Origin of the sequence: uncultured Rossellomorea sp., assembly GCF_947488365.1 — a bacterium.
Lineage (GTDB): Bacteria > Bacillota > Bacilli > Bacillales > Bacillaceae_B > Rossellomorea.
The window spans coordinates 142,270-160,904 of sequence record NZ_CANKZT010000006.1; the positions used below are offsets into that span (position 1 = coordinate 142,270).

24 protein-coding genes are annotated in these 18,635 nt (G+C 42.8%); 11 read left to right on the forward strand and 13 right to left on the reverse strand.

The features are described from left to right. Positions 1–9 precede the first annotated feature (9 nt). From Q1B03_RS18440 to Q1B03_RS18455, 4 genes are all read right to left on the reverse strand, one after another. Positions 10–1,017, reverse strand: a complete 1,008-nt coding sequence (locus tag Q1B03_RS18440) for an iron ABC transporter permease (RefSeq protein ID WP_299744912.1) — start codon at positions 1,015–1,017, stop codon at positions 10–12. After that, positions 1,017–2,021, reverse strand: coding sequence for an iron ABC transporter permease (locus Q1B03_RS18445; RefSeq protein WP_299744915.1), 1,005 nt, complete (start codon positions 2,019–2,021; stop codon positions 1,017–1,019). The genes Q1B03_RS18440 and Q1B03_RS18445 overlap by 1 nt, the downstream gene beginning before the upstream one ends. Positions 2,022–2,090: 69 nt before the next feature. Further along, complete coding sequence (locus Q1B03_RS18450; RefSeq protein WP_299744918.1) at positions 2,091–3,020, reverse strand: iron-hydroxamate ABC transporter substrate-binding protein; 930 nt, start codon at positions 3,018–3,020, stop codon at positions 2,091–2,093. After that, positions 2,971–3,816 (reverse strand): ABC transporter ATP-binding protein, encoded by an 846-nt coding sequence (locus Q1B03_RS18455; RefSeq protein ID WP_299744921.1) that lies wholly within the window; start codon positions 3,814–3,816, stop codon positions 2,971–2,973. The genes Q1B03_RS18450 and Q1B03_RS18455 overlap by 50 nt, the downstream gene beginning before the upstream one ends. Positions 3,817–4,000: 184 nt before the next feature. On the opposite strand from Q1B03_RS18455, the gene Q1B03_RS18460 reads away from it, so the two are divergent. Further along, complete coding sequence (locus Q1B03_RS18460; RefSeq protein ID WP_299744924.1) at positions 4,001–5,050, forward strand: NAD(P)/FAD-dependent oxidoreductase; 1,050 nt, start codon at positions 4,001–4,003, stop codon at positions 5,048–5,050. Positions 5,051–5,083: 33 nt separating this feature from the next. Here the strand turns inward: Q1B03_RS18460 and Q1B03_RS18465 are convergent, their stop codons facing one another. The 3 genes from Q1B03_RS18465 to Q1B03_RS18475 all read right to left on the reverse strand — a co-directional run bounded on the left by Q1B03_RS18465 (position 5,084) and on the right by Q1B03_RS18475 (position 7,660). Further along, positions 5,084–5,788, reverse strand: coding sequence for a DUF421 domain-containing protein (locus tag Q1B03_RS18465; RefSeq protein ID WP_299744927.1), 705 nt, complete (start codon positions 5,786–5,788; stop codon positions 5,084–5,086). Positions 5,789–5,887: 99 nt separating this feature from the next. Next, entirely contained in the window at positions 5,888–6,613 is a 726-nt protein-coding gene (locus tag Q1B03_RS18470) for a TerC family protein (protein ID WP_299744931.1), read from the reverse strand. A gap of 753 nt (positions 6,614–7,366) precedes the next feature. Continuing rightward, on the reverse strand, positions 7,367–7,660 hold the full coding sequence (locus tag Q1B03_RS18475) for a hypothetical protein (protein ID WP_299744934.1): 294 nt from the start codon (positions 7,658–7,660) through the stop codon (positions 7,367–7,369). A 233-nt stretch (positions 7,661–7,893) separates the two neighbouring features. Between Q1B03_RS18475 and Q1B03_RS18480 the strand changes: the two genes are divergently transcribed. The 3 genes from Q1B03_RS18480 to Q1B03_RS18490 are packed head-to-tail and all read left to right on the forward strand — an operon-like array spanning position 7,894 to position 10,942. After that, positions 7,894–8,901: a tripartite tricarboxylate transporter substrate binding protein gene (locus Q1B03_RS18480; RefSeq protein ID WP_299745145.1), complete on the forward strand. Its 1,008-nt coding sequence runs from the start codon at positions 7,894–7,896 to the stop codon at positions 8,899–8,901. A gap of 55 nt (positions 8,902–8,956) precedes the next feature. Next, positions 8,957–9,415 (forward strand): tripartite tricarboxylate transporter TctB family protein, encoded by a 459-nt coding sequence (locus tag Q1B03_RS18485; RefSeq protein WP_299744937.1) that lies wholly within the window; start codon positions 8,957–8,959, stop codon positions 9,413–9,415. Between the two features lie 12 nt (positions 9,416–9,427). Next, positions 9,428–10,942, forward strand: a complete 1,515-nt coding sequence (locus tag Q1B03_RS18490) for a tripartite tricarboxylate transporter permease (RefSeq protein WP_299744940.1) — start codon at positions 9,428–9,430, stop codon at positions 10,940–10,942. Positions 10,943–10,987: 45 nt separating this feature from the next. Here the strand turns inward: Q1B03_RS18490 and Q1B03_RS18495 are convergent, their stop codons facing one another. Next, positions 10,988–11,680, reverse strand: coding sequence for a response regulator (locus Q1B03_RS18495; protein WP_299744943.1), 693 nt, complete (start codon positions 11,678–11,680; stop codon positions 10,988–10,990). Between the two features lie 12 nt (positions 11,681–11,692). Then, positions 11,693–13,279 carry a sensor histidine kinase gene (locus Q1B03_RS18500; RefSeq protein WP_299744947.1) on the reverse strand — a complete coding sequence of 529 codons (1,587 nt, stop codon included), beginning with the start codon at positions 13,277–13,279 and terminating at the stop codon, positions 11,693–11,695. Positions 13,280–13,432: 153 nt separating this feature from the next. On the opposite strand from Q1B03_RS18500, the gene Q1B03_RS18505 reads away from it, so the two are divergent. Next, on the forward strand, positions 13,433–13,846 hold the full coding sequence (locus Q1B03_RS18505; protein ID WP_299744950.1) for a potassium channel family protein: 414 nt from the start codon (positions 13,433–13,435) through the stop codon (positions 13,844–13,846). A gap of 101 nt (positions 13,847–13,947) precedes the next feature. Next, complete coding sequence (locus Q1B03_RS18510; RefSeq protein ID WP_299744953.1) at positions 13,948–14,358, forward strand: YbaN family protein; 411 nt, start codon at positions 13,948–13,950, stop codon at positions 14,356–14,358. Positions 14,359–14,724: 366 nt separating this feature from the next. Here Q1B03_RS18510 and Q1B03_RS18515 read toward each other — a convergent pair whose 3' ends face one another. Beyond that, positions 14,725–15,171, reverse strand: coding sequence for a hypothetical protein (locus tag Q1B03_RS18515; RefSeq protein WP_299744956.1), 447 nt, complete (start codon positions 15,169–15,171; stop codon positions 14,725–14,727). A gap of 10 nt (positions 15,172–15,181) precedes the next feature. Next, positions 15,182–15,520, reverse strand: coding sequence for an ASCH domain-containing protein (locus Q1B03_RS18520; RefSeq protein WP_299744959.1), 339 nt, complete (start codon positions 15,518–15,520; stop codon positions 15,182–15,184). Positions 15,521–15,678: 158 nt separating this feature from the next. Here Q1B03_RS18520 and Q1B03_RS18525 point away from each other — a divergent pair, with 158 nt between their 5' ends. Beyond that, the gene (locus Q1B03_RS18525) at positions 15,679–15,999 is read left to right on the forward strand and encodes a hypothetical protein (RefSeq protein ID WP_299744962.1); all 321 of its coding nucleotides are present in this window, start codon (positions 15,679–15,681) and stop codon (positions 15,997–15,999) included. Positions 16,000–16,047: 48 nt separating this feature from the next. On the opposite strand, the gene Q1B03_RS18530 is transcribed toward Q1B03_RS18525, so the two are convergent. Continuing rightward, a complete protein-coding gene (locus tag Q1B03_RS18530; protein ID WP_299744965.1) occupies positions 16,048–16,233 on the reverse strand; it encodes a hypothetical protein in 186 nt (61 codons plus the stop codon). A gap of 3 nt (positions 16,234–16,236) precedes the next feature. Next, positions 16,237–16,368, reverse strand: a complete 132-nt coding sequence (locus Q1B03_RS18535) for a hypothetical protein (RefSeq protein WP_299744968.1) — start codon at positions 16,366–16,368, stop codon at positions 16,237–16,239. Positions 16,369–16,514: 146 nt separating this feature from the next. On the opposite strand from Q1B03_RS18535, the gene Q1B03_RS18540 reads away from it, so the two are divergent. The 4 genes from Q1B03_RS18540 to Q1B03_RS18555 all read left to right on the forward strand — a co-directional run bounded on the left by Q1B03_RS18540 (position 16,515) and on the right by Q1B03_RS18555 (position 18,625). After that, positions 16,515–17,453, forward strand: a complete 939-nt coding sequence (locus tag Q1B03_RS18540; RefSeq protein ID WP_299744972.1) for a DMT family transporter — start codon at positions 16,515–16,517, stop codon at positions 17,451–17,453. 83 nt (positions 17,454–17,536) lie between these two features. After that, positions 17,537–17,752: a ferritin-like domain-containing protein gene (locus Q1B03_RS22200; protein WP_366141311.1), complete on the forward strand. Its 216-nt coding sequence runs from the start codon at positions 17,537–17,539 to the stop codon at positions 17,750–17,752. 75 nt (positions 17,753–17,827) lie between these two features. Then, on the forward strand, positions 17,828–18,367 hold the full coding sequence (locus tag Q1B03_RS18550) for a DUF3189 family protein (protein WP_299744975.1): 540 nt from the start codon (positions 17,828–17,830) through the stop codon (positions 18,365–18,367). A 114-nt stretch (positions 18,368–18,481) separates the two neighbouring features. After that, a complete protein-coding gene (locus Q1B03_RS18555; protein WP_299744978.1) occupies positions 18,482–18,625 on the forward strand; it encodes a hypothetical protein in 144 nt (47 codons plus the stop codon). The last annotated feature ends 10 nt before the right edge of the window (positions 18,626–18,635 follow it).

The window sequence follows — 18,635 nt, forward strand, 5'->3', positions numbered from 1 at the left end:
ATATCGCTCTTATTTTTTCAATAACAAGTACATGAAATAAGGAGCCCCGATCAGAGCGATCATGATCCCGGCTGGAATGCCATCGGGTTCCAGGATATTACGACCGACTGTGTCAGCGAGTAATAATAGCCATCCGCCAAGCAGTATGGCAATCGGGATGAACATTTGATTCCGTGGTCCGACCAATGCTTTGGCGATATGGGGAGCCATTAATCCGATAAAGGCGATTCCACCTGTAACGGACACAGCTGATGCGGCTAAGGCAACAGCTACCATCAGCATGATGAAACGTTCACGGTTGATGGAAACTCCTACACCGACAGAGACAGGTTCACTTAATCCGAGAAGATTCAGCATCTGGGATTTATAGAGGGCAAATGGAATCAGAATCACGAGCCACGGTAGAAGCGCCCAGATGAACGGCCAGTCTGACCCCCAGATATTCCCCGCCAGCCACATGGCAATGAAATCCACTTTAGCCCGTTCCGCACTGGAGATGAGAATGATCATGAGTCCCGACAGAGCCATGGAGAATCCGACCCCTACTAAGACCAACCTGACGGGCTGAATCCCATTCCGCTTACTATACGAAAACATATAGATGAGGCAGGCTGTAAGAAGAGCTCCTGCGAAAGCAACAATCGGCAGCAGATATGCAAATGAACCGGCATCTATCGGGAAAAATAAGAAGAAGATGGCGATGGAAACCCCTGCCCCGGAATTGATTCCGATAATACCTGGATCCGCTAAGTCATTACGTGTGATACTTTGTAAAATGCATCCGGAAAGGGCCAGGGCCATCCCGGCCAAAATCGTAATGATGATTCTGGGTAAACGAATGGAAAATAGGATGAATTCTTCTTTGAATGAGCCTTCACCTAAAATAGTAGGCAGTAGACGATCATATGAAACAGAAGAATAGCCCAGTCCAATACTAATAAATGTTGTTGCTGCGATAAGGATTAGTAGTCCAATAAGAAGTAATCGTTGTTTTTTGATCAAATCCGGATGTATCATCAGAAGCCTTTCCCTCCTTTATGCACGATAAATAGGAAGAAAGGTAAGCCCATCATCGCGACGATCGCTGCCACAGGTGTTTCGTATGGGGTGTTGATTGTTCGGCCGAGCGTATCTGCGAGCAACATGAATGTTGCTCCAAACAGGGTGGAGATGGGGATGATCAAGCGGTAATCTGTCCCAACCACAGCCCGGACAATATGGGGGATCATCAAGCCGATGAATACCATATTCCCGACAAGGGCAACGGCAGCCCCTGCAAGTAGAACGATCACGATAAAGAGGATGGTTTTCACAAAGGCCGTACGTTGACCCAATCCGACGGCAACTTCCTCATTTAAACTTAGTATCGTTAGTTGTCTGGATAAAAAGATTGAAACCACGATACCGAATAAAATAAATGGAACAATCACTTGAAGCTGATTCCAGGTTGTCCCGATCATTCCACCGGCCGTCCACATTGACACATCTTTGGAAAGCTTAAAATAGAGACCGACTCCTTCAGAAATGGCAAATAAAAAGGCGGAAACGGCAGCACCGGCCAATACAATTCTAAAGGGAGAGAAGCCGCCCCGTTTCATTGAGCTGATGCCAAATACCAGCAATGCCCCAACAGCAGAGCCGATGAAGCAAGCAATCATAATGCCGTAGTAGCTGATGGAAGGAAAAAAGGCAAGAGCAACGGCTAATGCTGCGTTTGCTCCCGCTGTCAATCCAAGTAACCCCGGGTCTGCAAGGGGATTTCGCGTCATGCCCTGCATGATGGCTCCCGATACGGCTAAAGAAGCTCCAACAACAATGGCAGCAACTTCCCTGGGGAAGCGGATCTCCCTCAGGATGGTTACCTTATCTCCGTCACCGGCAGGAGTCAATGCAAGCCATACGTCCTTCACAGTTGTCTCCGCAGCCCCATACACCACAGATATAAGAAAAGCAGCAACAAATAAGAAGGTGGCCCCGATTAATTTATAAAAAAATGGAATTCGCTGATTTTGAGTTTTCATAATCAATCATCTTTTCTTTATTGGAGTAGAAAGAAAGGGCATTCTTGTGATAAGAATCCCCTTTACAAATTAGTTGCCTAGAAATTTCTCTTTGAAGAAATCCAACTGGTAATCAAGTGTTAATGGATCATTAAAGTAGAATTCCATCATGTTCACTTCATATACTTGATTGTTCTTAACAGCAGGAATGTTTTTGTATGTTTCTGTTTCCATGAATGAGTTATCTGCTTTCGGATCTTTGCTTATAATCAGATAATCTCCGGCATACTCAGGCATAACCTCTGTTGAAAGAGCGAAATATCCAGGTTCCAACGCTTGTTCTTTTACTTTTTCAGGCATCTTCAGGTCCATTTCCTGATAAAGGATCTCCGTACCGCGACCCCAGTTGTTTCCATAAACGTATAATTGCTTATTGAAGCTTTCAATAACGGAAACGGTTGTATCTTCTCCAATTTTCGCTTTGATGTCTTCTCCTGCAGTCTGGGCACGCTTCTTGAAGTCATCCACCCATTCTGTCGCTTCTTTTTCTTTATTTAGTAGTTTGCCAATTTCGATGTGCTGCGTTAAATAGTCTACTTTTCCATAAGTGTATGTAACAGTAGGGGCAATTTCATTTAACTTATCGACATTTTTAATATTGGATAGACCGATGATTAAATCAGGATCAAGCTCAATGATTTTCTCCAAGCTTTCGTCGGTTACTTCTTCCACATCTTTTAATTCCTTATCCCAACGAGGATTCATTTTTGACCATGAGTCCACACCTACAACATTCACATCAAGTGCCATGACGTTACCGGCAAATGAGGATAGGACGACTACGCGCTGTGGATCTGCCGGTACTTCAACAGGTCCATTTTCTGATTGATAGGTGATGGTATCAGAAGATTTGTTTTCTTTTTCTTTTGAGTCCGAGCCATCTTCTTTCGTAGAGCTGTTGCCGCAGGCACTAACGAGCAGCACTAACAGCAGAGTAAACGGGATGAGCCATTTCTTCATGTTGATCTTCTCCTTTTAATAGATTATATGTGTAACACATTGGCTTGTTTGTTCGAGGATCTCTACCTATCTCAGCGTCGATTAGGAATACTTTTTTCAGGACCTCATGGGTGATGACTTCCTCACAATTTCCTGCTTTCACGATTTCTCCTTCTTTTAAAGCAACGATATAGTCGGCAAATCGTGCAGCTTGATTTAAATCATGGAGGACCATCACAATGGTGCGTTCCTGTTCTCTATTCAGCTTCTGTAGAAGTTCCAGTACTTCCAGCTGGTGAGCCATATCTAAATATGTAGTCGGTTCATCAAGGAAGATGATATCTGTTTCCTGGGCAAGAGCCATGGCAATCCAGACGCGTTGTCGCTGACCGCCTGATAAGGCATCGACTTCCCTGTACTTAAACTCCAGGGTACCTGTCACTTCAAGCGCCCAGTTGATGACATCATAATCTTTCTTCGATAGACGGCCCATTCCTTTTTGATGAGGGAAACGACCATATGAAACCAATTCTCCTACCGTCAGTCCACTGGCACTCTCAGGAGTTTGCGGAAGAATCGCCATCTTCTTCGCTAATTCCTTTGTATTGCCTTTAAAAATGTTTTCACCATCTAACAGGACGTTACCGGAATGATGGGGGATGATACGGGTAATCGCTTTCAGTAAAGTCGATTTTCCACAACCATTCGAACCAATGATCGTTGTGATTTTTTTATCAGGGATGTCCACGCTTAAGTTTTTCACGATGAGGCGTTCACCGTAGCCAATGTTTAATTCGTTTGTATAGAGGCGAACCATTTTAAGACCTCCGTTTATAGATTAGTAAAGTGATAATGATTCTCAATCTCGAACAATTAAAATACTATAATCCTTTTTTACTAATGTCAATAGAAATTTGTATTGTCAAAGCATAAAAAAAGAGGTAGGATGTAATTGAGAATGATAATCAATTATATCTTGGTTGCTCAAGGAGTGGACGGAAATGGATAATCATGAACTATTTGATGTGACAGTCATTGGGGGAGGTCCAGCGGGACTTTACTCAGCTTTCTATAGTGGACTTAGAGAAATGAAAACAAAGATCATCGAGTTTCAACCAACATTGGGTGGAAAGATACATGTGTATCCTGAGAAAATGATTTGGGATGTAGGGGGGCTCACTCCGATTCCCGGGGCTAAATTAATTGAGCAGCTGGTTCAACAAGGATTGACTTTCGATCCCACTGTCGTCTTAAACGAAAAAGTTGAATCCATTACACGTAATGAAGAAGGTATCTTTATATTAGAAGGTTCATCAGGTGAAAAGCACTACTCAAAAACGGTCATCATCGCAGTGGGAAGCGGAATCATTAACCCTCAAAAGCTTGATATCGAAGGGGCAGAGCGATTTGAAGTTTCTAATTTAAACTACACAGTCAAGTCATTAAAAAGGTTTAAAGATAAGACGGTCATCATTTCAGGTGGAGGGAACTCAGCCATCGATTGGGCAAATGAATTAGAACACGTAGCGAAGAAAGTGTATGTTGCCTACCGGAAGGAAGCGTTGAACGGACACGAAGCTCAATGTGCCCAGCTCATGAACAGTTCGGCCTCCTGCCTGCTCAACACATCGATTACCAAGCTGATTGCGGACGCAGATCATGAAACCATTGAAAAGGTACAACTGACCAATCATCAGACAGGAGAGGTTTCCTATTTACCTATTGATGAAGTAATCATTAATCATGGATATGAAATAGATACATCCCTGCTAAAAAATAGTTCATTGAATATCGACATGATCGATCAGTATTACATAGCCGGTACGACAAACAGCGAATCATCGATCGAAGGTCTTTACGCAGCGGGTGACATCTTGAAACATGACGGAAAGGTAAACTTGATTGCGGGAGCATTCCAGGACGCTGCAAACGCAGTTAATAAAGCGAAGCAATTCATTCAGCCTGAAGCAAATAAAGTCGCCATGGTCTCTTCTCATAACGAAGTATTCAAGAAGAGAAACAAAGAACTGGTCAAGCAGATGATGAAATAATGAATAAAGCTCTCTCCACATGCGGGGAGAGCTTTATTTATACAAATAGATCTTAATGTGCTCTTGTTTATCAATCGTGGCAAGTAATACATCGTGCACGGTGACATTGTAAAGGGTCTTTAGCTGATCATGCAGCCAGTTTTCATCCTTATCAAGCTCGAGTAAGAGAGTTTGATTAATTTTCCGATCTTCAATAACGGGCATGGGGAGATCGAACCCCTGTGGAGACAGGGATAGGTCCTTTTGAGTCACAGGCTGGTATTGGGGTTTGAGAAATATGGAGATTTCTCCGCCGGTTTCCCATAGGGCCAACGCCACCTTCTCAACTTCCTCGGTCTGCTGCTTTCTTAATTCAGACAAAAGGCTGTCTAAGGGTACTCGTGCTTTCTTGAGATTTTGATATAGGATTTCCCCATTATCGATCAATGGAATGGGGGAGGGGTCAAGTATTTTTCGTATGAAGGTTGAATGTAGACTGAGGTATACCCCAATCAGATAGAGAGCCACCAATGTACCCATGGTGAGCATGGAGCCTTTCAATCCCAGTCCTTCGTCCGATAATGGGTGAGCCATGATGTTCCCTATTAAGAGTGCCATAACAAAATCAAGGAACCTTAACTGTGAAATCGATCGTTGCCCCATTAATTTAGCTATGACAATTAGGAACATAAAGCCAAAAATAGCGCGTAAAATCCATTCCAGGGAAGTCAACGATTCCTGACTCATAAAGAAATCCAAACGAACACGTCCTTACTTCTTTCAACTGCCATATAGTATCCCCAAAAGATTCTTCTATAAAACAAAAAAGATGCCTACATATGTAAGCATCTTTCATGACTATGCGTTATATTGTTCAACGTTCCCATTATGAGCTGCTTCTGCACGCTTATTGACTAAATAACCTACAAGTAATAGGGCAACAGTCAACCCAATCGTGATAGCATAAGTGATTGGACCATGATGGATATTGAGTAAATGTAGGAATTTCTCGTCTCGAACAATCATTTCCCCTGCTGTGAAAGCAAGGATCCCAGCTCCAAGGTAAGCGATCCAACGGTACTTCTCAAGTACTCTGACAATCGCCTTTGATCCGAAAATCATGATCGGAATCGAGATGAATACTCCAAGTGCAATCATACCGATATGTCCATGTGCTGCACCAGCGACGGCCACAACGTTATCAAGGCTCATGACAGCATCTGCGATGATGATGGTCGTGATTGCTTGTCTAAGTCCGGTGTGAGATTTAATATTGGCTTCTTCTTCACCTTCGACCAGTACCTTGTAAGCGATCCATAAAAGAAGGACCCCGCCGATCAGATGAACATAAGGGATTTTTAATAAGTAAACAATAATGGCAGCAAAGAAAATGCGCAGGATGACAGCTCCTGCTGTTCCCCAGAAAATCGCTCTGTTTTGATGTTCTTTCGGTAATCCTCTCGTTGCCATGGCGATGACAATCGCGTTATCCCCGGAAAGTATGATATCGATTGCAATGATTTTTAATAGTGCAATGATGGCTCCAGATGAGATGGCAAGTCCAAGTGGAAATAAGAAATCCATATTCAGTTCCTCCTTGATTCTACTAAACTATGAACGAAACACTAACTTATCTATAGTATCACAATTGATGGAATTTTGAACGGCTATTATTTCTAAGATAAATATTTCCAATTTATGCTTGTACTATTTAATCAATGAAGGATAGGTACCTATAATGAAAGGAAAGCTCCATCTCACTTTTACCAGGAGATGAAGCTTTGTTTTTTAATGTTTTTCTTTTTAGGCTCTTTTCGTAAAGTTTGTTGCTTATTGTAGAGGAGAAAGTAATAGTTGATTTCCGCTCCAGGATGCTCGCTTTCCGCGGGGCTGGCGGTGAGCCTCATCGGCTGCGCCTCCGGGGTCTCACCTGTCCAGCTATTCCCGCAGGAGTCGAGCATCCTTCCGCTCCAATCAACTTTCTGAGCATGAATTCTTAACGGAAAACAATTAAAACAAGAATTTTAACAAACAATCTCATTTAAGGTAAGTAGAGATTGATTTTCCTTTTAAGGAAGAAGGATTATTTTTTTCTAGTTTCTTGCACCCCTTGAAGCTCTGTCATGAAAATACTGTTAAAGATGGTGAGGGGAACTGCGCAGATTCCGGCCGATTTTGAGCGTGCCGAGACCCCGTTCGGCTAAGCTGAGGAGGCTCGGCCGAACGCTAGCTGCAAGCGGAGCAGTTCCCCTCACCATCCAGCATAAACTGGTTGGCAGAGCCCTGGCAGATTCTATGTTAGAAAACAACAATCTTTGTGAAAAGAGCTTTCTTTTATTAAGGTTGCGGGTAGGGAGGTGGATATGGGTAAGGGTACGGATATGGGTAAGGATAAGCTGGAACCGGTACAGGGTAAGGACCCGGTGAAGCTGCAGCTCCTACGGCCAATCCAGTAACCGTTCCCGCAGCGAATCCTGGATGATAACCCCAGTTCCCTCCGTGATTCCAATTTCCTCCCTGGTTCCAATCTGTTCCGTGGCCCCAAGTGGCGTGCCCGTGTCCATTGCCCCAGCTCGCATGCCCTCCGCCTCCGTGTATCGGTCTGTCCATACTGAATGGTTGATTAAACATTGCTCTCACCTTTCTCAATATAAAGAAGTTGCTTTATCATATGTGGATTTTTTGAAAGGGTTTAATTAGTTTTAGCCGATAAATAAGACATAAGTCAATTCCGTGAACTTTATAAACAATATACCCACAAAGTTTCTTTTGCCGTTTATTTACGATTTATTTAAATAAGTTTCTGAATTTTCTATAATGAAAGCGTTACCAATAATAATCAGAGGGGGAAATGGTTGATGAAAATGAAAACAGGTATCATGGCTATTCTTTTATCAAGTTTATTAGTCGTAACCACTGCATGTGGGGGTTCCGATTCTGCAAGTAACGCCGAAAGTGATGGGGAATGGACCCCATCTAAACCAATTGAAGTCGTTGCTCCTGCTGGTGCCGGTGGAGGATGGGATACGACGGCCAGGACTGTTTCAAAGGTAATGGAGGAACAGAAAATCATTGAAGAGCGTATGGCTGTAGTCAATAAACCAGGTGGAGGAGGTTCTGTCGGCTGGTCATATATCGATAGTAAAAAAGGGGATAACCACACGATGTTCGTCACGTCTCCACCGATGTTCTTTGTTCCCCTTAACGGACAGTCGACATTGTCTCACAAAGACTTCACACCTATAGCCGGGGTGATCGCTGACTATGCAGCCTTTGTGGTAGACGCGAATTCACCTTACGATACGATGAATGATCTTGTCGATGCATTAAAAAAGGATCCGACATCAGTATCCATTGTGGGGGTTTCTTCACCGGGAAGCATGGATCACATGCAGTTCGTAAAAGCGGTTAAGGCAGCGGGGGTAGATGTTAAAAAGCTGAAATATGTTTCGGCTCAAGACGGATCTGGGATGAGCATGCTTCTCGGAGGAAAAGTGGATGTGTACTCCACTGGCCTTGCGGAAGCTTCTGAACAAGCTCGTGCAGGTAAGGTGAAGGTTCTGGCGATTACAGCTCCCGAACGTTTGGAAGGAGATACGGTTTCAGAATTCCCGACGTTAAAAGAACAAGGGATTGATGATGAATTTGTTGTATGGCGTGGATTCTTAGGTCCAAAGGATATGGATCCCGATGCCGTTGCTTATTATGAGAAAGCGTTTAAAGACATGATCGAAACGGAACAGTGGAAGGAAATGCGGGACAAGTTTGGCTGGACGGACAACTACATGTCTTCAGAAGAGTTCAGTACCTTCCTGGATGAAGAGTACAAAGAAATTGAAGCATTAATGGAGGAAATCGGCTTGAAAAAATAATAAGGCCAGGAGCAGAACATCTGCTCCTTCCTTTTCTTGATTAGGAGTGAATCACATGAGAACCAAACCAGATCGAATCATCTCAATACTTTTACTAGTTTTTGCTGGAATCTATTTAGCTCTCAGCTTTCAGCTTCCTGCATTTCCATACGCCATCATCGATAGTGACGTCCTTCCGAAGGGGCTTGGATTCCTGCTCATTATTTTGGCGGTTGTTTTGTTCTTCCAGGCGAAGGATGATACAGAAGAAGATAAGAAAAGACGTTATGTCAAAAAAGAAGATGTCATCATTCTTTTATCGGTATTAGGAGCACTGCTCATATATATTTTTTTACTTGAACCGCTCGGATTTTTATTATCTACTATTCTATTTTTGTTGGTCATCCCGTTTGTATTGGGCTTTAGAAAGAAACTCACAACGGTATTAGTGGCCTTTCTATTTTCAGGCATCATGTATTATTCATTTAACTATTTACTCAACATTACATTACCACAGGGGATTCTACCCTTTTAGGAGGTGACGGGCATGATTGAAAGTATATTATATGGATTTCAAGTAGCATTCACCCCGGAAAATTTATTTTTCGCATTTATAGGGGTGTTGGCTGGTACGATCATCGGGATGCTGCCTGGATTGGGTCCAATCAGTGCCATTGCCATCATGATTCCCCTAAGTTATGGGATGTCGCCGGCTTCCGCATTGATCCTGATGGCAGGGGTTTATTATGGTGCCGTGTTTGGCGGCTCGACTTCTTCTATTCTATTAAATGCCCCCGGTATCTCAGGGACAGTGGCAACAGCATTTGACGGATATCCCATGGCAAAGCAGGGGAAGGCAGGCAAAGCACTCGCCATAGCCGCCATATCGTCTTTTGCGGGTGGAACAATAAGTGTGGTGGCACTTATGCTGGTCGCTCCTTATATGGCCAAGCTTGCCATTACGTTTGGTCCTACTGAGTATTTCGCATTGATGCTTCTGGGCCTGACAGCGATATCCAGCTTATCCGAAGGGTCCACCAATAAAGCACTGATCTCGGCGACGATTGGATTGATCATCGCAACTGTCGGGATTGATCAGCAAACAGGTACACAGCGTTTCACATTCGGAAACCCGGGTTTATTAGAGGGGATCGACTTTCTGATCATTGCTTTAGGATTATTTGCACTATCCGAGGTTTGTCAGTTAATTATCTCACGGAATGAAAATACGTTGAAAGGGAAGAGTGCTGTTGGCAGTTTAAAGCTTGAGAAGAAGGAATTAAAGGAGATGGCAGGACCGATTGGCCGTCATTCCGTCCTTGGTTTTATTTTGGGAGTCCTGCCTGGAGCCGGGGCTACGATCGCTTCATTCCTTTCCTATATTTCGGAGAAACGTTTATCTAAAGAGCCCTCTTCTTTTGGGAAAGGGAATATCAAGGGGTTAGCTGCGCCGGAAACGTCCAATAATGCTGCGACAAGCGGGGCATTCGTTCCCTTGTTAACATTAGGGATACCAGGGTCTGGAACCACTGCTGTATTACTTGGTGCCTTACTTGTTGTAGGGGTGCAGCCCGGTCCATTGATGCTTCAGGATCACCCGGACGTTTTCTGGGGAGTCATCGCAAGTATGTATATCGGGAATCTTTTCCTATTGATACTTAACTTGCCGCTCATCCCGGTACTGGCAAAAATCTTATATATTCCGAAGCAGCTGTTGATCGCTTTGATCATTGTGTTCTGTTTAATAGGGGTATACGCAGTCAGCTTCAACACGTTCCATCTGTATTTGCTTGTAGGATTTGGCGTGTTAGGGTATTTATTGAAAATGTTTAAATTCCCTGCGCCTCCGTTTATTCTCGCATTTATACTGGGGGGAATGATGGAGCAATCGTTCAGACAGGCGATGACAATATCAAACGGTTCTTACAGTGTGTTTTTTCAAAGTAATATCACCATCGGATTACTGATTGTTTCATTCCTTTCACTTGTTCTCCCTACCATTTTAGGATTTACGAAAAGAGGAAAGGCCACGGAAAGTCATGATCTGAAGAAAGAAGCATGATCAATAGAAAAGCAGTGAAGCCCTGAATGCCTCACTGCTTTTCTATTAAGCTTGAAAGAAATATTTTCTCTGAGGTCTCCCGACGCCTCCATATGTAAGCTCCACTTTAATCTTCTTTTGTGAAACAAGATACTCCAGATAGCGCCTGGCTGTTGTACGGGTCACGCCGACTTCCCCCGCCATTTCCTCAGCAGTATAGCCCAGGCTGTGATCGGTTTCTATCCGCTTAAGTATGGAATCCAATGTAATCGTATCGATCCCTTTCGGGGGGTGTTGGACGGTCTGAATGTTACTCGTGCTTTTCTTTCTACTGAACAAATTGTCCACTTCATGTTGATTTTCGACTTGAGAATCATTCATTCTCTCTTTATAGTGTTGATATTTTAGTAGAGTATCCTGAAATCGGTTAAAGATGATGGGTTTCAGGATATAATCGAATGCCCCGCCACGGATGGCATTGGAGATATGGTCGGTTTCCTTTGCTGCTGTGACGAGGATGACATCTGTGCTGCGATAATGCTTTCTGATCTCCCAGAGAAATTCACTGCCGGTCCCATCAGGAAAGTAGACGTCAAGTAAGATTAGATCAGGATTAACAACAGGTAAGACTTTCTTGGCTTCTGCGATGGTAGTGGCGATCCCGCCTACCTGAAATCCTTCCATTTGAGCAATGTACTGACTGTTGATCTCAGCTGTTTGAATATCATCTTCTATAATGAATACGTTCCACTTACGCAATACTTTCTCCCCCTAATGTTGCTTTGGAATACTAATCGTAAACAAAGCGCCCCCAAGTTCACTATTTTCCACTGTCATGTAGCCGTTCAGGTGCTCCACACTTCGTTGCACCAGGTGAAGACCGATGCCCCTGTCTTTGCCGGCTTTTGTTGAATAACCCCTTTCAAATATTGAGTCTATATCCTGGATTCCTGCTCCGCTGTCTTCTATTTCAAAAATAAAATCATCACCTAAATCAGTCATAAACAATTGAACCCGCCTGTTATGAAATGGCCGGGATAAGACTTCTTCAAAGGCATTATCAAGAATGTTCCCAATGATGGTAATCAATTTTTCCTGCTGCACATCAATAAGTGGCGTTGTAATGGAGCTATCAGGATGAATCGAGAATGAGACCTTCAACTCTTGAGACCGATTATATTTTCCAATGATCAGCCCTGCCAGGACAGGATCAGGAACCGCTTTCAATAGAAATTGAATTAAGTCTTCATATCCAGAGGATTCCTCCTGTATGAGGGCTAATGCCTCTTCGTGGTGATGAAGTTGAATGAGACCAGCAATCGTATTCAGTTTATTTCTGTATTCGTGGGTCTGTGAGCGCAATATACCCGCATATTCTTGCACCTGAGAAAGTTCCTTAGTGAGCTGATCGATTTCATCTTTTCTCCTGAAGCTCGCTACCACCCCGACGATTTCTTCCTCTTCAAAAATAGGGAGCCTGTTGACGATGAGGTCATGATGATTTAATGAAATCTCATCATCCAGCTGGCTTTCCCGTGTTTTTAGGACATCCATCATTTTCGTATCTGGGATGACTTCCAGAATATGTCTCCCTCTGTTGGAGGATTGATGATCAAGAGCCAGGATACTGTGGGCTTTAGCATTTATTTCCGTAATTGATCCATGTTGATCGATTGCGATGATTCCTTCCCGGACCGATTCGATGATCGCCCGCTTTTCCTTGAACTGCATGGCGATTTCAGCAGGTTCCAAACCAAAAATCGCTTTTTTGATTCCTTTCCCTATAAAAAAGGAGCCGATGATTCCGATTAACAGAATGACGCCGACAAGTATCAGTACCCTAGTACGATAGGGAATGACGATGTCATGGATACTGTCTTCAAGAAATCCGACTGACACTACCCCGATGATTTCTTTTTGATCGTTTCTTATAGGAACCTTTCCTCTCACAGATGGTCCTAATGATCCCCGTGCATGAGAAACATAAGATTCACCCCTTATTAAGGCTCTTTCATTGTCTCCACCGACCATCTTTTTCCCGAGCCGTTCAGGCATGGGGTGAGAGTATCGGACAGAGTCTCTATTGCCTACAACAATAAAGGTGGCCCCTGTTTCTTTTCGAATATCTTCTACCAGAGGCTGGATGATCTCCTCCGGCTGATTCGTCTTAAAGGCTTCGATTACAGCAGGCATCTTGGATACAGACTGTGCCACCGCCAAGGCTTGCTTTCCTTTCAAATCCGTCAGCGTGTCTGATAACATTCTAAAGAAAATAATCGACAGGGATAAAATCAAAATCGAAAGAAGTGCTAATACAATAACGATAATCTTAGATTGAAGTGAGAACTTTTTCATCATGGGTTCCTTCTTTTCGGAAAATTCTATTATTACTAGAATAAAAGAGTTGATGGGTTTGTACAAGGGGAGATGAGAATCTACTATAGATGAGTTTTAAACATACAACACGTGGTATATGAAACATAGTACATGAAAGAGGAGGATTCAAACGTTTTGGCAAGCATCGTTACAATCGTAGCCATCATTTTCATCCTGGTAAACTTAATCTATTTCTTTAAGGATAAGCATTTCAAATACAGTTATTTTAGTACAACGCTATTTTATAAGCTGTTTTTCGTACTTTTCAGTATCATGATCGCATTTGCAGTACTCTATTATGTCCTGTCATTTGAGAATCCGATGCTGCGTGTCAGTTCACCCAGTGGCAAGCCGGTAGAGCATACGTTCCTCAATTATCTCTATTATAGCGGGGTGACGATCCTCTCCGTCGGGTACGGAGATTATATCCCGACAGGCCATATCCGATTCTTTGCACTGCTTGAAGCAGCAATCGGATTGCTGCTCCCGACGGCCTATTTTATGAAGGTTTTGGAGTCGAAGGGAAAAGAGAATAGGGAGAATGAATAGAAGAGGGGATCTGATAATGGTGTGAGCGTATACTCCACCAAAGTCAGATTCTTTTTTGGTTCCTTGCCAGCTTCTTCTATCATGAATAGAATAGAGAGGGAATGAAGGGTAAAGAGGGAGTGGCCGTAATAAATAAGATTAAGAAAATGATTTACATATTATTAGGTTTGTTATTTATGGGAATAGGGGTTGTAGGCATCGTGCTGCCCCTAATACCAACGACTCCACTCTTGTTGTTGGCATCCTTTTTCTTTGTAAGGGGATCCGAACGATTTGAGGCCTGGTTTAAAGGAACCAGTGTATATAAGAAGCATTTAGAAGGTTTTATTCGTCATCGGTCCATGACACTGCGCCAGAAGGTTACGCTGCTAATTTTTTCAGACATCATGATTCTTATACCGCTGATTTTATCGGATAGTCTGATAGTTAAGGTGATCCTGAGTTTGATCATTGTGTATAAGTATTACTATTTTATTTTTAAGATAAGGACTGTAGCAGTTCGGGGGGATTGACGGTAGGCATCGAGGCTTAATAAGGGTATATTGGCGCAAAAACTGTGGCTTGTTAACAATTTGGCACAAGTTGTTTTGCCAAAAGTGGCACAACAAAAGCTTAAAGTAGCACAACAAGTTATTGGGAAGAGACATAATACACAACGGGGTATAAGGTCCCTCGACCGACAGATAAGGAATTCCTGCCCCAAAACGTTGCCAGATTTATAATTCAGCACAAATTCCATTAAAATCAACTCAAGAAGACCAAACTATCGTTTCAAACAACATTCTTTAGTGTAAATTCATTTCAAAAATAGCGTGTACCAGGTACAAATGACATCCATTGTACCTGGTACACGCTATGAGTCAACTCCATTACATCCACTACATCCACAGATTCGGCTTCACGACCATAAACCACAGCATTGACAGTAGAAGGATTAGATAAATCCAAACGGTCCGCTTCAATTTCCCAATCAGCCATTCCCGGTCAGCGTCATCTTCTCCAAATTTCCGTATTGTAGGTGAGAACGCTCTTGCGAGAAAGAACAGGGAGCAGAACATAATGACAAGGGTCATGATGATCCACGGTGTACTCCATGTCCAAGGTCCGAGTAGTACCAGGAGGATTCCTGTTCCGACGAGCACATGTCCCGCATGCTTGGAAAGTCGGACCGTGAAGCGGAACGTGTCCAAGTACGAAGGAAGCACGGAATCAGAAGCCGTCCGTAATTTCTTCATCATCGGCAACAGTATGAAAAATGGGCCGATGGAAGCCACGACACTGATTACATGAAGATAGATGAGCGTTCTGTATAATAAATACTCCATCCCTCGTACTCTATTCGTTCACTAATGTGAATTCGTGCACCCATACTTTCATGCTGGGGTGCCACGGCATGCCTGGATGATAAGAGAGGATGGCTTCTTTATATTCCTCAACTGTATTAAACCCTTCCTGCTTGGCATGATTATCTGTCAGCTCACCAAGTGATTGGGAGTAGACGCTTTCTACTATGTATTTCTTTCCTTGAAGCTCCATGACTTCTCCAATATCAGCGTATCGTCCGTTTCTGCGGGTCGCCGTTTTCTCCCCCTTCATCACTTTCTCAACGTCCTCAGCTTTAGTTACCAGACGGTCGATCGTACACGTTTTTGGCGGTAGTTGTTGATTTGTCATTTTACAAAACCCCTTTCGACCTTTAACTATAGCATAGTCCGGGTTCAGGAAAAATGTTGATCAGTATATTTTACTTACAAGGAGTGCACCGAAGAAGTAGTATGTTCATGTATCCCCTCATGATAAAATAAGAAAAGATCTTTGAGGGGAGTCGTGAAATGGAAAACCTAAAAAATATCTTTATACAAAATGAATACATACTATCGAAAGAAAACAGTAAAGCAGTAGAATTCAAGAAAGGGGAAGATATCATTTATTTGCTGCCTACGAAGGATTTATGTGCCGTCATCCACCCAAAACGTGTAGAGAATACTAAATCCTTGCGAAGTAGGAGTAATGGTATCACCCATAGTACAGCTTTTACGTTATTTCCGAAGAAGCAGCATACAGGACAGCAGCCTATCCAATATGGATACTCGTTTAAATTTATTTCTGAAAAGGAATTAGATGCTTTTCTGAGCAGCATTGATCAATTGTAAGAGGTGAGTCCATTCTTTGGTGGTAAAAGAATGGACTTTTTTGCGTCCCTACCGCAATCCTTTTTCCTTCTTCGTTATCATCTTGTTATTCTGAAAGGAAATCTGTCCGAATGATTTACTGTTTTCACCGTCCCACACCATATCGATTTGATAGGATGGGGTTCCTTTTTTCCCTCTCTCACCCATTATTTTTCCTTCTCCGCCAATAAGTTCAATGGCTTCTTCTAGTTCCATCCCTTATGTCACACCGTTAAATTCCTCAAGGGTGATGGCCCGGGTACTCTCTTTCGCTTCTTCGGAATTAGAACATCCGAAAAGAAAGGATAAGGAAAGGATACTAATCATAAATCCATTACAATAGTTTCTCATTAATATATATCTCCTCATCTCTTATATCTATGTCACGTTTTAAACTCTAAAATTGTTTCACGAATCGAAATGTTTTTCTGGTAAGAAAAGTCACCTGGTGCTATGATGGGTGAATACTAAATACAGAAAGAAGGCCTCAGGGAGAAGTGAAAAAGTGGCAAACGTATTTGATACTTGTGTTCATCATGTTGATTTGGGGCTTTAATGTTCCTGCATTAAAGGTATTGGTGAGTGAATTTTCGCCTGTAACGATTACATCACTCCGCATCTTTACGGCAGGGATTACCGTATTTGTCATTCTTGGTATCATGAGGAAAATAAGAAAACCAACAGCTAAAGAGTTCTTGTTCATTATCACAGGTGGCTTATTGAATGTGGTCAGTCATCATTATTTTTTATCAGTCGGGCTGACCGGAACGTCGTCGACTAACGGGGGACTGATTCTGGGAACGGGACCGTTGTTGACGGCTTTAATGGCGACGATCATCCTTCGAAACCGGCCGACAGTGATTAAAATCATCGGGTTTCTGTCTGGCAGTGGCGGGGTTGCGATCATTGTGTTGTCAGGCGGAGAGGGATTAGGCGGACTTAAGACCGGAGATCTGTTTATCTTTATCTCCATTTTTTCACAGGCCTTAAGCTTCATTATCATCAGCCGGGCAGCCAAAACGTTGGATCCCCGATTACTTACGGGGTATATGCTGGTGTTCGGTTCCATTGTCTTGTTTGCGATTAGTCTTGTAACAGAGCCGGGAGCACTGAAGGAGTTAGGAAATGCCTCAAGCTCAATTTGGCTTCTATTCTTTGCTTCTGCCATTGTAGCAACGGCAGTAGGGCACATGATTTATAACCATTCGATTGGTGAAATTGGAGCCGCCGAAACATCGATCTTCCTGAATCTCAATACCTTTTTCTCCCTCGTTGGAGCGGCTATTTTCCTTAATGAAACCGTGACGTACCATCACCTGATCGGATTGGTGTTCATCGTGCTTGGAGTGGTGTGCGGTTCCGGTACCCTTGAAGAATTTGTGGTAAAAAGAAAACAGAAACGCTTCCTGGAGGGAAAACAGAATCATCAAATGTAGATGGTTCTGTTTTTTCTTATCCAACATATTTTTAGCTTCCCCTCAATAAAATAAAAGGTCAATTTATTTTGAGGGGGATGGGAATGCTTAACGATCAAATTCAGAAGTTAGTGAATAATTTAATTCAAATCGAGCATGTCTCGACTACCTTATATCTTGCCATGTCCGCCTATATGGCGAATCAGAATTATACGGGGATGGCAAGCTGGCTGCACCTGCAGCCGGTGCCGCACCTGCAGGTGGTTGATCCAGACAGTGAAAAGCTGCTTTCCCTTCATGGAAGCAGCTTTTTTTATTGAATTGAAATGAAAAAGGATACACCCTGCTCATTGAGTTCATACTGAAGAAAACGGATTTCTATTAAGGGTGATCATATGATTTATATTTACAATGATTTCGGTGGGACTCATACGACGTCCTTGGCTGCGGCTTATCACTTACATTTATTAAAACCGGGGAACTTGACAAAGAAGGATGTTCTATCTGTCCCTTTCTTTAACCAGCTTACGAAAAAGGAGTCAGGACACATTCTTTATCATGGAATAGACAAAGAGGATAACCCGGTGTATACGATTGGGCGAAGGAACTCTAAGTATGTCGTTCCTGCACTAGCTGATCTAAGTACCATCCTTCTTAGAAGATATGGAAAAAGGGAGAAAATCATCATTTCCAACACCTCGCCGACTGTTCCTCCCCTTATGACAGCTGGGGGCTTTCTATCAAGGGAGCTGGGAATCGATTCGATAGGCGTGCCCCTTCTCGTGAAAGGGGCACAGCAATGCCACACTCTCATCTATCAACTCGTTGAGGAAACGAAACAAATGTCCAAAGATTCTCATGAACAGGTAGTTGTGTTGGAAAATAAGAAATATCAATATAAAATTGGAAAAAAACATATCTTCTGGAAGAAATAAATATTATAATAAGTAAATACTACTAGGTAAAAGGTTTGTCTTGGTGAAGTTCAGGATGAACCGGATAGAACCATACATAAAGGTAATACTATAGTAAAAACGGAGGTGTCGACATTGGAAGGTAAACCATATCACTATGATGGCAGTCACCATTTCGCAACAGGGGAAGCACAAGAAAACACTCCATTTGAACTAACAGACGAAATGAGAAAGAATATCGGGGGAAACCCTTTTGAAGCTTCCGGCGAGGAAGAGTAAGAAACAACTA

What these genes read in the sequence shown, in the direction of transcription:
- Q1B03_RS22200 (WP_366141311.1), top strand. Translation starts at nt 17,537, where the DNA reads ATGCTTAACGATCAAATTCAGAAGTTAGTGAATAATTTAATTCAAATC.
- Q1B03_RS18470 (WP_299744931.1), bottom strand. Translation starts at nt 6,613, where the DNA reads ATGGATTTCTTATTTCCACTTGGACTTGCCATCTCATCTGGAGCCATC.
- Q1B03_RS18485 (WP_299744937.1), top strand. Translation starts at nt 8,957, where the DNA reads ATGAGAACCAAACCAGATCGAATCATCTCAATACTTTTACTAGTTTTT.
- Q1B03_RS18480 (WP_299745145.1), top strand. Translation starts at nt 7,894, where the DNA reads ATGAAAACAGGTATCATGGCTATTCTTTTATCAAGTTTATTAGTCGTA.
- Q1B03_RS18510 (WP_299744953.1), top strand. Translation starts at nt 13,948, where the DNA reads ATGAAGGGTAAAGAGGGAGTGGCCGTAATAAATAAGATTAAGAAAATG.
- Q1B03_RS18450 (WP_299744918.1), bottom strand. Translation starts at nt 3,020, where the DNA reads ATGAAGAAATGGCTCATCCCGTTTACTCTGCTGTTAGTGCTGCTCGTT.
- Q1B03_RS18440 (WP_299744912.1), bottom strand. Translation starts at nt 1,017, where the DNA reads ATGATACATCCGGATTTGATCAAAAAACAACGATTACTTCTTATTGGA.
- Q1B03_RS18500 (WP_299744947.1), bottom strand. Translation starts at nt 13,279, where the DNA reads ATGATGAAAAAGTTCTCACTTCAATCTAAGATTATCGTTATTGTATTA.
- Q1B03_RS18525 (WP_299744962.1), top strand. Translation starts at nt 15,679, where the DNA reads ATGGAAAACCTAAAAAATATCTTTATACAAAATGAATACATACTATCG.
- Q1B03_RS18530 (WP_299744965.1), bottom strand. Translation starts at nt 16,233, where the DNA reads ATGGAACTAGAAGAAGCCATTGAACTTATTGGCGGAGAAGGAAAAATA.
- Q1B03_RS18460 (WP_299744924.1), top strand. Translation starts at nt 4,001, where the DNA reads ATGGATAATCATGAACTATTTGATGTGACAGTCATTGGGGGAGGTCCA.
- Q1B03_RS18550 (WP_299744975.1), top strand. Translation starts at nt 17,828, where the DNA reads ATGATTTATATTTACAATGATTTCGGTGGGACTCATACGACGTCCTTG.
- Q1B03_RS18475 (WP_299744934.1), bottom strand. Translation starts at nt 7,660, where the DNA reads ATGTTTAATCAACCATTCAGTATGGACAGACCGATACACGGAGGCGGA.
- Q1B03_RS18490 (WP_299744940.1), top strand. Translation starts at nt 9,428, where the DNA reads ATGATTGAAAGTATATTATATGGATTTCAAGTAGCATTCACCCCGGAA.
- Q1B03_RS18445 (WP_299744915.1), bottom strand. Translation starts at nt 2,021, where the DNA reads ATGAAAACTCAAAATCAGCGAATTCCATTTTTTTATAAATTAATCGGG.
- Q1B03_RS18455 (WP_299744921.1), bottom strand. Translation starts at nt 3,816, where the DNA reads ATGGTTCGCCTCTATACAAACGAATTAAACATTGGCTACGGTGAACGC.
- Q1B03_RS18515 (WP_299744956.1), bottom strand. Translation starts at nt 15,171, where the DNA reads ATGGAGTATTTATTATACAGAACGCTCATCTATCTTCATGTAATCAGT.
- Q1B03_RS18535 (WP_299744968.1), bottom strand. Translation starts at nt 16,368, where the DNA reads ATGAGAAACTATTGTAATGGATTTATGATTAGTATCCTTTCCTTATCC.
- Q1B03_RS18520 (WP_299744959.1), bottom strand. Translation starts at nt 15,520, where the DNA reads ATGACAAATCAACAACTACCGCCAAAAACGTGTACGATCGACCGTCTG.